This window comes from Micromonospora sp. LZ34 (assembly GCF_052981855.1).
This window is the reverse complement of the sequence record NZ_JBRIQN010000035.1, coordinates 1-14,673: the sequence shown is the minus strand read 5'-3', so window position 1 is coordinate 14,673 and position 14,673 is coordinate 1. Positions and strand designations below refer to the sequence as shown.

Below are 14,673 nucleotides of genomic sequence, written 5' to 3'. Positions count from 1 at the left end.
GCACCGGTCACGGCGTGAGCCGGTGCAGGTCGCGCGGGAAGGCGGTGACCTCGCGGACGTTGGTCGCGCCGGTCAGCCGGGCGACGAAGCGCTCCAGGCCGATGGCGAAGCCGCCGTGCGGCGGCATGCCGTGCCGGAACGCGTCGACGTAGCCGGCGTACGGCTCGACCGGCTCGCCGCGCGCCGCGAGCGCGGCCAGGTAGTCGGCGTGCCGGTGCAGCCGCTGCCCGCCGGTGACCAGCTCCAGGCCGCGGAAGAGCAGGTCGAAGCCGTTGGAGTAGGCCGGCCGGGCCGGGTCCGGATGGGTGTAGAACGGCCGCTTCGCCATCGGGTAGCCGGTGACGAAGAGGAACTCCGACCCGTGCTCGCGCCGCGCCCACTCCCCCAGCGCGCGTTCGTGCGCGGGGGCCAGGTCCGGTTCGTCGGCCGGCGCGCCGGCGATCTTCAGCGCCTCGGTGAAGTGCACGGCCGGGATCTCCGCCGGCACCGCCGGGGCGGTGACCCCCAGCACGGCCAGCGCGGCACCGGCCCGCTCGGTGACGCTGCCCAGCATCCCGGCCAGCGCGTCGCGCAGCACGGCCATCACGTCCCGGTGGTCGGCGACGAAGCCCAGCTCGGCGTCGAGCGAGGTGTACTGCGCCAGGTGCCGGACGGTGTCGTGCGGCTCGGCCCGGAACACCGGCCCCACCTCGTAGACCCGCTCGAAGACGCCCACCATCAGCTGCTTGTAGAACTGCGGCGACTGGGCCAGGTACGCGGGCCGGCCGAACCAGTCCAGCCCGAACACGTTCGCCCCGCTCTCGGTGGACGAGCCGACCACCTTCGGAGTGTGGATCTCGACGAAGTCGCGGGCGTCGAGCGCGGCGCGGAAGCCGGCCACCGCCGCCGCCGAGACACGCAGCGCCGCCGAGCGGGTCGGGTGGCGCAGCGCTACCGGCGCGTGGTCGAGCTGGGTGGGCAGGGTCGCGGTCAGCGCGGGCCGGTAGAGGTCGAACGGGGGCGGCTCGGCGGGCGGGCCGAGCGGTCGTACGACCGGCGCGGTGACCTCGACCCCGGCGGGCGCGGTGTCGTTCGCGACCGCTGTGCCGGTGACCTCGACGACGGTCTCCTCGGTCAGCGCCGCCAGCTGGGCGCGGACGGCCGGGTCGGTGACCACCACCTGGGCGAGCCCGGCGGCGTCCCGGACGATCAGGAAGGCCACCGACTTGAGCAGTCGGCGGCGGTGCACCCAGCCGGCGATCCGGACGGGCGCGCCGACATGGGCGGGAAGCTGGTGGGACAGGATGCGTTGCACGGCGTTTACCTCCTCGGTCTGGTCGCAACGCGATCCCCGGGAGGTGTGGGCGAGCGGGAACCTCGCGGTGCCACCACACCTTCGCCCCCGCGAACGGGGGCCTCGTTCGTCGCCTGGTGACCGGGGCCAGCCGGGCGGGGTCTACTGGGCGCAGGCGCCGTTCTTCCCGCAGCTCGGGAGGGTCTTCGCGGGCCGGCGCCAGACCGCCTCGCAGCAATCGGCGGCTCTCTGGACTGGCGGATCGGCCCGGTACTCGGCTCCGTCACAGCTTTGCCGGGGACGGTAGCAGGCCGGCCGGCTCGGATGTGACGCCTTTTCACAGTGGCCGGGTGTCGACCGTCACAAGCCCGGCGGCGTGACGCCGGTCGCCCGACGTACATCGACGGCGGCCGTCCGGCGTAGGCTCGGATTCGTGACGATCGAGCACTCAGCGCCGACGACCGGCCCGGCCGCGCGCACCGCGACGCCCGCCCCCGAGGGGCGGCGCATGCTGCGGATCGAAGCGCGCAACGCCGAGACGCCGATCGAGCGCAAGCCGCCGTGGATCAAGGTCAAGGCCAAGATGGGCCCGGAGTACACCCAGTTGCGCGGGCTCGTCTCGCGCGAGGGGCTGCACACCGTGTGCCAGGAGGCCGGCTGCCCCAACATCTACGAATGCTGGGAGGACCGGGAGGCCACCTTCCTCATCGGCGGCGACCAGTGCACCCGGCGCTGCGACTTCTGCCAGATCGACACCGGCAAGCCGGCCGAGTTCGACGCCGACGAACCGCGCCGGGTCGCCGAGTCGGTGGCCGCGATGGGCCTGCGCTACGCCACCGTCACCGGGGTGGCCCGGGACGACCTGCCCGACGGCGGCGCCTGGCTCTACGCCGAGACGGTGCGCCAGATCCACGCGCTGCAGGCCGGCTGCGGCGTGGAGCTGCTGATCCCCGACTTCAACGCCGTCCCGGAGCAGCTCGCCGAGGTGTTCGGATCCCGCCCCGAGGTGCTCGCGCACAACGTGGAGACCGTGCCGCGGATCTTCAAGCGGATCCGCCCGGCGTTCCGCTACGAGCGCTCGCTGGACGTGATCCGGCAGGCCCGTGCCGCCGGCCTGGTCACCAAGAGCAACCTGATCCTGGGCATGGGCGAGGAGCGGGCCGAGGTCTCCCAGGCGCTGCGCGACCTGCACGAGGCCGGCTGCGAGCTGATCACCATCACCCAGTATCTGCGCCCCTCCACCCGGCACCACCCGGTCACCCGCTGGGTCAAGCCGGAGGAGTTCGTCGAGCTGCGCGAGGAGGCCGAGGAGATCGGCTTCGCCGGGGTGATGAGCGGGCCGCTGGTGCGCTCGTCGTACCGGGCCGGCCGCCTTTACCAGCAGGCCCTCGAGGCCCGCAAGGGCGCCGCGGTCGCCACCGCCGGCTGACCCGCCGGCACCGCTGCCCTGCCGGTGGCCGACCGGGTGCCATGATCGGCCCATGACCACGGGGGTACGCCAGCAGCACCGCGCCGCGCCGGGCGCGCTGCCGGGCTCCCCGTGGCCGAGGCTGCCCATCCTGCTCACCGTGGCGGCGATCGTGGCCGGGGTCGGCTACCGCCTCTGGCTGCTGCTGCACGACGTCCCGCCCACGAACAGCGACGAGGCCACCATGGGCCTGGCCGCGCTGCACATCGCCGAGGGCCGGGAGTTCCCGGTCTGGTTCTACGGCCAGGCGTACATGGGCACCCTGGAGGCGTACCTGGCCGCGCCGGTGTTCGCGCTGGCCGGGCCGTCCCTGCTCGGGCTGCGCCTGCCCACCCTGGCGCTGTACGCGGTGTTCCTGCTGCTCGCCTGGCGGCTGACGCGGCGGCTCACCGGGGACCGCTGGTTCGCCCTGCTGGTGGTCGCGCTGCTCGCGCTCGGCTCGGACCGGATCGTCAAGAACCAGCTGATCGCCGGCGGCGGCTACCCCGAGATGAACCCGGCCGGGGTGGCGCTCGCGCTGCTGGCGTACGACCTGGCCGCCGGTGGGCCCGGCCGGCGGCTGCCCCGCTGGGCGGCCTGGGGGTTCCTCGCCGGGCTGATGGTCTGGGTGGACCCGCTGGTGCTGCCGTACGTGGCGGCCACCGGCGCGGTGCTGGTCGGGTTCCGGTGGCGGGAACTGCGCGGCCGGGCCGGGGTGCTGCTCGGGCTGGCCGCCGTGCTCGGCGCCGCCCCGCTGCTCGGGCACAGCCTGCTGGCCGGCCGTAACCCGCTCGCCGCCGTGCTGACCGCCGGCGGCGCCGACCAGCCCGCCGGTTGGGCCGACCGGCTGCACGGCGCGCTGGTGCTCGGGCCGCCGCTGGGCATGGGCTTCTGCTCGCCGAGCCACTGCGCCGGCTGGCAGCTGTGGTGGGCGGCGGCCCTCCCGGTGCTGTCCGTCATCGCCGCCGCCACCGCCTGGCACACCCTCCGCGCCGGTCGCACCGCCGCCCGGCGCGGGACGGTGGACGTGCGGGTGGGGGCGGCGGTGCGGCTCGCCCTCGTCGTGGCCGGCGTCGCCACGCTCGCGACGTACGCCGGCAGCAGCGCGGCCGGGCTGACCCCGGTGGAGAGTTCCCGCTACCTGTCCTGCCTGCTGATCTCGCTGCCGGCCCTGCTCTGGCCGCTCTGGGCGGCCGCCCGGGGGGCCGGTCTCCGGTCGGCCACCTCGGCCGCGGCGCGGTGGCCTGCGGTGGCGCTCCGGGTCGCGGCCGTCGGCGTGCTCGCGGCGGGCGTCGGCACCGCCGCGGTGGCCACGGCCGGCGCGGTCCGCACCGCCCCGGCCGCGCAGGCCGCCGAGGCCCGGCACGCCGGACTCGTGTCCGCCCTGCGGGAGCGCGGCGTCCGGCACGTGTACGGCGGCTACTGGACCTGCAACCGGCTCACCTTCGCCAGCGCCGAGGACGTGGTCTGCGCGGTGGTCGGCGACGACCTGCGCCCCGGTCACGACCGCTACCTGCCGTACCGGGAGGCGGTGCAGCGGGCCGCGGCGCCGGCCTGGGTCGCGCCGGCCGGCTCGCCGCTGGCCGCCCGCCTAGACGAGCGGATGCGCGCCGAACCGGGCCGCCTCGACCTGGTCACCGTCGACGGTTGGCGGATCTACCTGCCCCGCCGCTGACCTCCATCCCGACGCCCCGAGCGGCCCGCCGCTCGTGCACGAAAGAGCCGCTCGTGCACGGAGAGAGCCGCTCGTGCACGGAGAGAGCCGCTCGTGCACGGAGAGAGCCGCTCGTGCACGGAGAGAGCCGCTCGTGCACGGAGAGAGCCGCTCGTGCACGGAGAGAGCCGCTCGTGCACGGAGAGAGCCGCTCGTGCACGGAAAGAGTGGCTGTTCCGCGCGTCATGGCCACTCTTTCCGTGAACGTGCGCGAGCCCTCAGGGTGGGTGGGGGGTCAGTGGGTGGCGGGTTCGGCGAGGAGGCCGAGGCGGTGGGCGAGCGCGGCGGCCTCGACCCGGTTGCTCACGTCGAGCTTCGCGATGATCCGCGAGACGTGCACGCTCGCCGTCTTCGGCGAGATGAACAACTGCTCGGCGATCCGGCTGTTGCTGTTCCCCTCGGCCACCAGCCGCAGCACCTCCTGTTCGCGCAGGGTGAGCAGGTCGGCGCCGGGGCGGCCCCGGGTCGCGCCGCGCAGCCCGACCCGGCGGGCCAGGGTGGCGGCCTGCTCGGCCAGCGGCGGCGCGCCGAGCCGGTCGGCGATCGTGGCGACCTCGGCCACCGCCGCCGACACCTCGTCCCGCTCCCCGGCCGCGGCGGCCGCCTCGGCCAGCGACAGCAGCGCCCGGCCCAGCGGCCAGGGCTGGCCGTCGGCCCGCCACGCGCTGACCGCCGTCCGCCAGGCGGCCAGCGGGTCGTCCCCGCCGGCGACGGTGGCGGCGACCTCGGCCGCGTGCGCCCGCTCGGCCGGGAAGCGGACCGGCACCGTGGCGGCGAGCGCGGCGACCCGGGCGGCCAGCGGCGCGTCGTCGAGCCACCGGGCGGTTCGGGCCAGGGCGGTCAGCAACGGCCAGCCGTACCGGGGGCAGCTGGACAGGGCGGGGTCGGTCAGCGCCGCCTCGGCCGCGCGCCGCGCCTCGGTGCCGTCGTCGGCGGCCAGCGCCGCCTCCAGCCGCAGCTCCAGCAGCGGCAACCGCTGGTGCGGGTGCAGGTAGGGGCGGGTCAGGAAGCTCAACGCCCGGCCGACCGCCTCGTCCGCGCCCGGGTGGCCCTGGGCCAGTCGCTGCCCGGCGCGCAGTTGCAGCCAGTGCAGGCCGGAGACGCCGGGCGGGTCGATCCGGGCCGCCTCGGCGCAGACCTCCTCGGCCTCCGTCCACCGGCCCAGGGCGAGCAGCGCCTCGGCCTGGTTGGAGAGCAGGTACGCGCCGGTGGAGCGGCTGATCCCGACCCGGCGGGCCTCGCTGACCCCGTCCGCGGCGGCCTGCGCCGACTCGGCGTAGCGGCCCAGCTCGAAGAGCGCGTCGGAGCTGTAGACCAACGCGCTGACCAGGGCCTCCGGGTTGCCGGCGGCCCGGGCCAGCTCCTCGGCGCGGCGCAGGTCGGCCAGCCCCAGGTCGGCCGAGCCGTCGCGGCGGCAGAGCACCGCCAGTTGCAGCGGCAGCAGCGAGGCGTCGATCCCGGCCGCCTCCGCCGTGGCCAGCACCTCGCCGGCGAGCCGGGTGCCGTCCACCGGATCGATCCGGGCCAGCTGGGCGGTGATCCCGGCCAGCAGGCGCAGCCGCTCCGGCCCGTCCGGCACCAGGCCGGCCAGCCGGTACGCCTCCCGCAGTTCGGCGGCGCCGTCGGCCTTGCCCAGCATGGCCAGCATCCGGGCGTGCCGGTCGAGCAGCCGGGCGGCGCGCAGCGGCTCGGCAGCGGCGTCGACCTCGCCCAGCGCGGCGCGGGTCAGGGTCAGCGCCCGCTTGTAGTCGCCGGCGGTGGTGGCGGCGGTCAGCGTCTCCTCCAGCACCGCGAGGTGGTCCATGCCGAGCCGGTCGGTCGCGTCGGGCACCAGCTCCCACAGCTCCAGCACCCGTTCCAGCAGCCGGCTCTGCTCCGCGTACGCGTACCGCTCGGCGGCGGCGGACGCGGCCGCGCGGGCGGTCACCAGGGCCCGGGGGTGGTCGTGCGCGGCGTACCAGTGGTGGGCGATCTCGGCCGGCGCGCGACCGGCGGGGACCAGGTGGGGCTGGGCCTCGACGGCGGCGGCGAACCGGGCGTGCAGCCGGGCGTGCTCGCCGGGGAGCAGCTCGTCGTGCACGGCCTCGCGGACCAGGGCGTGCCGGAACTCGTAGTCGCCGTCCGGGTCGGCCACCACCAGCTGGGCGGCGACGGCGGCGCGCAGGGCGTCCTCCAGCTCCGCCTCGGGCAGGCCGGCTACCTCGGCGATCAGCTGGTGGGCGAAGCGGGTGCCACCGGCCGCGGCGATGCGCAGCACCCGCTGGGCCGCGTCGGGCAGCCGGTCCACCCGGGCCAGCAGCAGGTCGCGCAGGGTGTCCGGCAGTGCGGCGCAGCCGATCGGGTCGCCGGCGGCGGCCAGCTCCTCGATGAAGAACGGGTTGCCCTGGGTGCGGTCGTGGACGTCGTCGACGGCCCGGGCGGCCGGTTCGGCGCCGAGCAGGTCGGCCAGGATCGCGGCGGTGCCGTCCCGGTCCAGCCGGCCCAGCTCGACCCGCTCGACGCCGCGGGCGCGGTCCAGCTCGGCGAGGAAGGGGCGCAGCGGGTGCCCGCGGTGCAGTTCGTCCGTGCGGTAGGTGCAGACCAGCAGCAGCCGGGCGGTGCGGGCGGCCCGGACCAGGAAGCCGATCAGGTCGCGGGTGGACCGGTCGGCCCAGTGCAGGTCCTCGATCACCAGCACCAGTGGCTGGGCCGCGGCGAGCCGGTGGAACAGGCCGGCGACCAGGTCGAACAGGTAGCCGCGCGGGGCGTCGGAGATCGGCAGGGGGGCGGGCGCGGCGGCTCCGGCCGGGAACCGGGCCAGCTCCGGCAGCAGCCGGGCGAACTCCGCCTCGTACCCGTCGAGGACGCCGGGGCCGTCGTGCCGCAGCACCTCGCGCAGCGCGGCGGCGAACGGCGCGAACGGCAGGCCGGCCTCGCCCAGTTCCAGGCACTGACCGATCAGCAGCCGCGCGCCGGCGACGCCCGCCAGCCCGCCGAACTCCTCGAGCAACCGGGTCTTGCCCACCCCGGCCTCGCCGCCCACCAGCACCGTGGTGGGCTCCCCGGTGCGGGCCCGGGCGAGGGCGTCGCGTAGGGCCGTCAGTTCGCTCTGACGGCCGACGAGGACGCTGCTGGCGGCGCGTGCGGTCACGGCACCGAGCATGCCACGGCCGGCGCCGCCGCCGGCGCCGCCGGTCGACCCGGCCGGCGGCTCGGCCGGCGGCTCGGCACCGGGGCCGGCCGCCGGCGGGGCGGGGGCGGTCACCGGCGTGCGTCGTCGGTGCTGCCCGCCTGGTGGCGGCGGCCGAGCCAGCCCCGGGTTCCGCGCCGGGTCAGCGACCGGGCGAGCCGGTCCGCCGCCGCCTCGGCGCGCAGCTCCGCGGCGTGCGTGCGGTGCAGGGAGAGAAGGAATTCCGCGTCGTTGCCGAACATGTCGGGCTCCTGTCGTGCGTCGTGTCATCTGCTGACCTTGACTCTCCGCGCGAAGGTGCCACCGGGGCATGGGCACGCTGCCTGATCTTCGGCCGCTCCCCCTCCTTACGCCGGGGCTCACCGGGCCGGTCGGCGACGTAAGGTACTCAGTCCACCGACCACCGGCCGCGGATCAACCCGACGGGCGCCGACCACTAGACTCTGGGGCATGGCAAAGCCCCAGGAGAAGGTCTCGTTCGGCCAGCGGCTGAAGCAGATCGGGATGGTGTTCAAGTTCACCGCCAAGCAGGACAGGTGGTTCGCGCCGCTGGCCGCCGCCGCGGTGCTGATCCCGCTCGCGCTCACCGTCGTCGCGGTCGTCCTCTGGGGCTGGGTCTGGCTGCCGGTGGGCATCCTGTTCGCCCTGCTGGCGCTGCTGATCGTGCTCAACCTGCGGTCCAACCGGGCGATGATGAACGCGGCCGAGGGCCAGCCCGGCGCGGCGGCCCAGATCATGGAGAGCATGCGCGGCGACTGGCGGGTGACCCCGGCCGTCAGCTCCACCACCCAGATGGACATGGTGCACCTGGTCATCGGCCGTCCCGGGGTGATCCTGCTGGCCGAGGGGAACCCGCAGCGGGTCCGGGGCCTGCTCGGCCAGGAGAAGCGCCGGCTGGCCAAGGTGATCGGCTCCGCGCCGCTCTACGACTACGTGATCGGCCAGGAGGAGGGCGAGCTGCCGATCCGCAAGCTGCGGATGACGCTGATGCGGCTGCCGCGCAACCTCAGCGGCAAGGACGTCAACTCGCTGGACAAGCGGCTCAAGGCGCTCACCGCCCGGCCGCAGATGCCCAAGGGCGCCGTCCCGAAGAACATGCGGCCGCCGCGCGGCGCCTTCCGCCAGACGCGCGGTCGCTGACCCACCACGTACGCGAGGAGCCGGGGCCGGTCGGCCCCGGCTCCTGCCGTCCGCGCGGCCTCCGGTGGTCCTCGATCGTCTGACGGTGAGCTGGGCGGACCCGCGGTCAGCGACCTGCCCGGGGACAGCCGATCATGGCGCCGCCAGGATCCGGCACAGCGGAGCCGGGCGCGGCGCGGCGGACGTGGTCAGGGACGGGGGGCGTCGGTGACGACCGAGCCGGTGAGCCGGTCGTGCAGGCCGCGGCGGTGCTCGTCCATCAGCAGCGGCGGCACCACCAGCGCCAGCAGCAGGCCCCGCAGCAGGCCGCGGAGCAGGCCGATCCGGCCGCCGTCGGCCCAGGCGACGCAGCGGACCTTCGTGATGTACATGCCCGGGGTCTGCGCGAACAGGCCCAGGAAGAAGCCGTACTCGAGGATCAGCACCAGCACCGGCGCCCAGCCGTCGCGTACCGGGTCGGCGAAGAAGTTCGACACCAGCAGGCAGAGCACCCAGTCGATGACCAGCGCCCCGAACCGGCGCCCCAGGCTCGGCGGGGTGAATGCGGGATCCGCGGCGGGCGGTGCAGGGCGGTCATGCGGCGTGGTCACAGCGATCAAGGGTAGTAGGCGGTATGGAGGGCGGCCGGGTGGGATCAGCCGTACCCACCGCGCAAAAAGGGACCAACCATGTCAAGTGTCCATACACTGGCACAGCCGGTTGCTCCCGGTCGGCCGCCCAGCCCCGGTTGAGCGGCGCGGATGACGCTGCGCGAGGGACGTAACACGGCAGAAACACTCAAGACATGGCCGGGCAACCGCGCGGCCATAGCGTCGCCAAGAGCCTAGCCACCCGTGGACGTGCCAGGAGGACGTGTGTTCGCCAATCCCGAGGAACTCCTGCGATACCTCAAGAACGAGGACGTGAAGTTCGTCGACGTACGTTTCTGTGACCTGCCCGGCGTGATGCAGCACTTCAACCTGCCGGTCGAGTCCGTCGACGATGCCTTCTTCACCGAGGGCCTGGCCTTCGACGGGTCGTCGATCCGCGGTTTCCAGGCGATCCACGAGTCGGACATGCTCCTGCTCCCGGACGTCGCCACCGCCTTCATCGACCCCTTCCGGGCGCAGAAGACCCTCGCGCTCAACTTCTTCATCCACGACCCGTTCACCCGCGAGGCCTACAGCCGGGACCCGCGCAACGTGGCCAAGAAGGCCGAGGCCTACCTGGCGGCCAGCGGCATCGCCGACACCGCCTACTTCGGCGCGGAGGCGGAGTTCTACATCTTCGACTCCATCCGCCACGAGACCTCGGCGCACCAGTCGTTCTACTACATCGACTCGATCGAGGGCGCCTGGAACACCGGCCGCGACGAGCCGGGCGGCAACCGCGGCTACAAGACCGCGTACAAGGGCGGCTACTTCCCGGTGCCGCCGGTGGACCACTACGCCGACCTGCGGGACAGCATCGTGCGCCGGCTCGTCGACACCGGGTTCACCGTGGAGCGCTCGCACCACGAGGTGGGCACCGCCGGCCAGTCCGAGATCAACTACCGGTTCTCCACCCTGCTGCACGCGGCCGACCAGCTCCAGCTCTTCAAGTACATCGTGAAGAACGAGGCGTGGGCCAACGGCAAGACCGCGACCTTCATGCCGAAGCCACTCTTCGGCGACAACGGCTCCGGCATGCACACCCACCAGAGCCTCTGGCTGAACGGCGAGCCGCTGTTCTACGACGAGACCGGGTACGCCGGCCTGTCGGACACCGCCCGCTGGTACATCGGCGGCCTGCTGCACCACGCCCCGTCGCTGCTCGCCTTCACCAACCCGACGGTCAACTCGTACCGCCGGCTGGTGCCGGGCTTCGAGGCGCCGGTCAACCTGGTCTACTCGCAGCGCAACCGCTCCGCCTGCACCCGCATCCCGGTGACCGGCAGCAACCCGAAGGCCAAGCGGGTCGAGTTCCGGGTCCCGGACCCGTCGGCGAACGTCTACCTCGCCTTCTCGGCGATGATGATGGCCGGCCTGGACGGCATCAAGAGCAAGATCGAGCCGCCGGCCCCGATCGACAAGGACCTCTACGACCTCCCGCCGGAGGAGTGGGGCGACGTCAAGCAGGTGCCGGGCTCGCTGTCGGCCGTGCTCGACTCGCTCGAGGCCGACCACGACTACCTGCTCGACGGCGGCGTCTTCACGCCGGACCTGATCTCGACCTGGGTCGAGTGGAAGCGGACCAACGAGGTCGACCCGGTGCGCCTGCGCCCGACCCCGCACGAGTTCGCGATGTACTTCGACTGCTAAGGTAACAACGCTCTGACCAGGGATTATGCGCCGCGCAGACCCCTGGGTACAGATTGGGTACAGACGACGGGCCATCGGTCGCCGCGCCGGACGCGCGACCGGTGGCCCGTCGTGCTCTTTCCTCCGCCGACAGCATCAGGTGCGTGTACGTCCGCAGGGTGAATCCGGGGTCGTCGTGACCGAGGTACTCGGCAAGCTCCCGGATGTCCACGCCATCGGCCAGCATTGCGCTCGCGTACCGGTGCCGCAGCGCGTGAAACCCGTTCTCCCGCGACGGGGCGTACCTCTCCCCCGGCTTCGGCTTCGGGCTCACACCGGCCGCGACGAGCGCCGGTTTCCATAGATGGGCGTTGTAGTAGTTGCGGTTGACCGCCTTGCTTTCCCGGCTGGTGAAGATCAAGTTTGCGGTGACCGGCCTGCCGTCCGGCACGCCCCACGGCAGCGTCACCGATCGGGCTGGCCAGGCTTTCAGGTGCGCCGCCAGCCGCAGCGCCACCGGCTCGGTCAGGGGCACCTGACGCTCCTTTTGCCCCTTGGGCAGCGCGAACACCAGCCGACCGCGAATCTGCTTCACTTGTCGACGCACGTGAACGACGCGGCGCAGCCAGTCCACATCCTCCACCGCCAAGCCAAGGACCTCACCCTGGCGCAGTCCGATGCCAGCGCCACAGTCCACGGTCGCCGCGTACCGGTCGGCGAGGCCCGACCGAATCGCCTCGACTCGGTCGTACGACCACGGGACGGCCTTCCGCCGCTCCGGTGCCGGTGGCTTCACCGACTTGACCCGGCACGGGTTCCGCGAAATCTTCTCGTCATCGACTGCCGCCGACAGGACTGCGGACAGGTTCGCGAACACGGTCTTCGCCGTGCTCGCCGCCATGGCCCGGTCATCACGGGTGTTCCTGAGTCCGCGAACCCACGAACGAATGATCGATGGGTGTGATTCAAGGTCGCGCAGCTCCCGGTGGCCAAGCGCCGGAAGGATATGCAGCCGGAAGCGGATCTCCAGCGCCTCCCTCGTTGCCGGGTCGCACGTCTGCGCGTCTAGCCAGCCGCGCGCGTATTCAGCCAGCGTCACCCGGCCAGCCTTCGGGTCTTTGTACGTGCCGCGAGCCACGTCGGCCCGCATCTTCGCATCGTGCGCCTCGGCCGCCGCCTTCTTCTCGAAGAGTTGGGTCACCGGCCGCCCGGTTTTCGGGTCGGTCCACCGGACCCGGTACCGCTTCCCCCGCCCGTGCCGCTTACTCGGTAGACGCTTGCCGTCCGGGCCGCGCTTGCTCAGGTACCACAGGTCATCGACGGCCATCGTCACCGTCTCCAATCAGATCATCATCATCACGTTGGTCACGGGCAGGAGGACTCTCGGGTATCAGCCGGGCGAGGCCGCGCCCAAGGTCGCGCAGCAGGAACTCCTCCGCCTCGTTGCTGGGCGCGTGGCTGAAGAACCGCAGCACCGACGCACCGTCGTCGAAGCCACTGAGCGGTGAGTGCCCGCGAATCCACCGCCGCACGGTGGACGGTGTGGTCACCGGACCCTCGGGTGTCACCTGGTAGTTGGCCGGCGGGGAGGCCGAAGCCAACGACGTCTACAAGGCCGGCGACAAGGCCGGATTCAGCAAGGACACGTTGAAGCGGGCCAAGCGCCGCGCCCGTGTGAAGTCGGAGAAGGACCACTTCGACGCCGGCTGGATGTGGCGACTGGCCGACGACGAAGAGAGCACGAAGGGAGCGAAGAGTGCACAGTCCGAAACCCTGCTCCCTTCGCTCCCTTCGGTGCTCCCTTCGGAATCGGCTGGCTGGGGACCGTGCGCCGGCTGCGATCGGCAGATCATGCGCGCCGTCGGAGTCGACCGGTGCCCCGAGTGCCGGTCGGCGACGGCGTCAAGGCTCGACTCGGGGGAGAAGGAGCTACCCCTCTGGTGACTTGCCCCGACGACGCCCTGCCGTTCTCGATGAAGGGATACATCTACGTGACCACCAACCCGATGATCAAAACCGAGGTCGCAGCCAACGCCTGTCCCGACTGTCCGGCAGACGTCGCTGTCCTTCCATCGGCAGAGCGGGATCACCGGCGAGCCCGTGCTCACCGTCACCGTCACCCACCAGCCGTGTTGTCCCTGGGCGCTGCGGTTCGTCGGTGCCCCGCTAGCCATCGCGGCCGGTCCGGCGGGCATCGTCATCCACCTACGGCGCGGGGCAGGCGATGTAGACCCTGCCGATCCGCCGGAAACGACTTCGAAGTAAGCCACTAGACGCGGCGGCTTCATCAGCCGCCGCGCCGAGGCATCGCCGCTGACCATCACCCGACACGGCCCATCCCGGTTATTGAGATGCGCGGGTAGAAGCTTCGCCGTCCGACTCCTGCCCTGCCTTTTACGAACAGCCCGGAAGGACCAGCTAGTGAACGACGATTTGCATCGATTCCCCGTCGGCCTCGCCCCGTCGCCCGCGCCCCCGCCGCCGGCGCCGCCGGCCGAGCGGCGGCGCTGGCTGTGGATCGCGGCCGGCGCGGGGATCGTGCTGCTCGTCGTGGCAGCCGTCGCCGTCGTGGCAACCGCCGCCGTCGTGTGGCGGGTCCGTGCGGCGGGCTTGTCGAAGGAGACCGCGCAGCGGGAGTGCCGTACTGCGATTGAGCGGGAAGCCCACAGGCGTGTCAGCAACAGCGACAGTGATCGCCTGATCATCATCGTGAAGGGCGTCGACCTGCAGGAGACGTGGGAGACCGACAATGGCTGGGGTGTGAACGGGACCATGCGATACACCATGATGGCCCCGCTCATGCCCACCGTCGAGAACTCGGTGAGCTTGACCTGCGAGGCAGCCGAAAAGGACGGCCGGGTGTCTACCACGGTGAAGAACCGCATCTGATCTGGAGGCGACGCAACAGCCCGGCATGGTGAGTTGATCTCGTTAGCGTGCGTCTCAGCGGGCCGCAAAAAAGGGGGCCGGGGACAAGCCCCCACCCTTCCCCGCGCAAAGGGCTACCCTCCCATAACGGCCGCGTTGCAGGGGCAACGTCGATAGGGGGTATGTCCGCTCGAAGGGGCTACCCCTTTGCGGGACATACCCAGGGGGCGTGCCTGCGATCCGGGGCGTGCCTGCAAAACCGGGGGGCGTCCCGTCTCAGCGGGGCGACGTAGACCATGGCCGAACACGGCTTAGACCCTGACGAACACCCTGACGAACACCAGCACCGGCACCAGGACCACCAGCGCCAACCTGGCCCTGGGCGCGCGCGCCCGGCACCCGGCAGCGCGGCACCCCGGCAACCCTGGGCACCCCGCCGGGCAGGGTGGTGCCACTGCACCAGTACACCCACGTGCACCCCCACGATGACCATCATGTCGATGCACATCGACATGACGACTGATCGATGAGTTGGCTCATATCAAACATCGTGATCTCGCATCGCGAGATCACAGAGACCCGGTGGGGGGAGGGTTGCACGCAAACGGCGTGCAACCGAGACCCTCGCTGTCCCGGCCGAAACTCCCCCTCCGGCGACCCCCAGGGGTCGGGCGACCCCCCACACGGGTGTCCATGGTCAACCAGGACGGACTCATCTACCTGCCCAGTAGTGCTGATTGCCCTGCACGCGGCCGTCGCCATCTAAGCTACTCAAAGTACGGTGCTCGAATGACCCACGGTCCC

12 protein-coding genes are annotated in these 14,673 nt (G+C 72.7%); 6 read left to right on the top strand and 6 right to left on the bottom strand.

Annotated features, from left to right (window positions below):
- Nucleotides 1–7 precede the first annotated feature (7 nt).
- A complete protein-coding gene (gene aspS, locus ACVCAH_RS27990; protein ID WP_447139212.1) occupies nucleotides 8–1,294 on the bottom strand; it encodes an aspartate--tRNA(Asn) ligase in 1,287 nt (428 codons plus the stop codon).
- 355 nt (nucleotides 1,295–1,649) lie between these two features.
- Between aspS and lipA the strand changes: the two genes are divergently transcribed.
- Together lipA and ACVCAH_RS27980 are read left to right on the top strand one after the other, a co-directional pair.
- On the top strand, nucleotides 1,650–2,702 hold the full coding sequence (gene lipA, locus ACVCAH_RS27985) for a lipoyl synthase (protein ID WP_447139211.1): 1,053 nt from the start codon (nucleotides 1,650–1,652) through the stop codon (nucleotides 2,700–2,702).
- A 52-nt stretch (nucleotides 2,703–2,754) separates the two neighbouring features.
- Entirely contained in the window at nucleotides 2,755–4,395 is a 1,641-nt protein-coding gene (locus tag ACVCAH_RS27980; protein ID WP_447139210.1) for a hypothetical protein, read from the top strand.
- A gap of 274 nt (nucleotides 4,396–4,669) precedes the next feature.
- Here ACVCAH_RS27980 and ACVCAH_RS27975 read toward each other — a convergent pair whose 3' ends face one another.
- Nucleotides 4,670–7,564, bottom strand: coding sequence for a helix-turn-helix transcriptional regulator (locus ACVCAH_RS27975; protein ID WP_447139209.1), 2,895 nt, complete (start codon nucleotides 7,562–7,564; stop codon nucleotides 4,670–4,672).
- 110 nt (nucleotides 7,565–7,674) lie between these two features.
- Complete coding sequence (locus ACVCAH_RS27970) at nucleotides 7,675–7,845, bottom strand: hypothetical protein (protein ID WP_447139208.1); 171 nt, start codon at nucleotides 7,843–7,845, stop codon at nucleotides 7,675–7,677.
- Between the two features lie 208 nt (nucleotides 7,846–8,053).
- Here ACVCAH_RS27970 and ACVCAH_RS27965 point away from each other — a divergent pair, with 208 nt between their 5' ends.
- Complete coding sequence (locus tag ACVCAH_RS27965) at nucleotides 8,054–8,743, top strand: DUF4191 domain-containing protein (RefSeq protein ID WP_447139207.1); 690 nt, start codon at nucleotides 8,054–8,056, stop codon at nucleotides 8,741–8,743.
- 188 nt (nucleotides 8,744–8,931) lie between these two features.
- On the opposite strand, the gene ACVCAH_RS27960 is transcribed toward ACVCAH_RS27965, so the two are convergent.
- Nucleotides 8,932–9,333 carry an RDD family protein gene (locus tag ACVCAH_RS27960; protein ID WP_447139206.1) on the bottom strand — a complete coding sequence of 134 codons (402 nt, stop codon included), beginning with the start codon at nucleotides 9,331–9,333 and terminating at the stop codon, nucleotides 8,932–8,934.
- A 264-nt stretch (nucleotides 9,334–9,597) separates the two neighbouring features.
- On the opposite strand from ACVCAH_RS27960, the gene glnA reads away from it, so the two are divergent.
- On the top strand, nucleotides 9,598–11,022 hold the full coding sequence (glnA, locus tag ACVCAH_RS27955; protein WP_447139205.1) for a type I glutamate--ammonia ligase: 1,425 nt from the start codon (nucleotides 9,598–9,600) through the stop codon (nucleotides 11,020–11,022).
- Here glnA and ACVCAH_RS27950 read toward each other — a convergent pair.
- Both ACVCAH_RS27950 and ACVCAH_RS27945 read right to left on the bottom strand, forming a co-directional pair.
- Nucleotides 10,913–12,334, bottom strand: a complete 1,422-nt coding sequence (locus ACVCAH_RS27950) for a tyrosine-type recombinase/integrase (RefSeq protein WP_447139263.1) — start codon at nucleotides 12,332–12,334, stop codon at nucleotides 10,913–10,915. The two genes, glnA and ACVCAH_RS27950, sit on opposite strands and share 110 nt — an antisense overlap.
- Complete coding sequence (locus ACVCAH_RS27945) at nucleotides 12,315–12,551, bottom strand: hypothetical protein (RefSeq protein ID WP_447139204.1); 237 nt, start codon at nucleotides 12,549–12,551, stop codon at nucleotides 12,315–12,317. The genes ACVCAH_RS27950 and ACVCAH_RS27945 overlap by 20 nt, the downstream gene beginning before the upstream one ends.
- 25 nt (nucleotides 12,552–12,576) lie before the next feature.
- Here ACVCAH_RS27945 and ACVCAH_RS27940 point away from each other — a divergent pair, with 25 nt between their 5' ends.
- Nucleotides 12,577–12,945 carry a hypothetical protein gene (locus ACVCAH_RS27940; protein ID WP_447139203.1) on the top strand — a complete coding sequence of 123 codons (369 nt, stop codon included), beginning with the start codon at nucleotides 12,577–12,579 and terminating at the stop codon, nucleotides 12,943–12,945.
- Nucleotides 12,946–13,422: 477 nt separating this feature from the next.
- Nucleotides 13,423–13,890, top strand: coding sequence for a hypothetical protein (locus ACVCAH_RS27935; protein ID WP_447139202.1), 468 nt, complete (start codon nucleotides 13,423–13,425; stop codon nucleotides 13,888–13,890).
- Nucleotides 13,891–14,673: the final 783 nt, after the last annotated feature.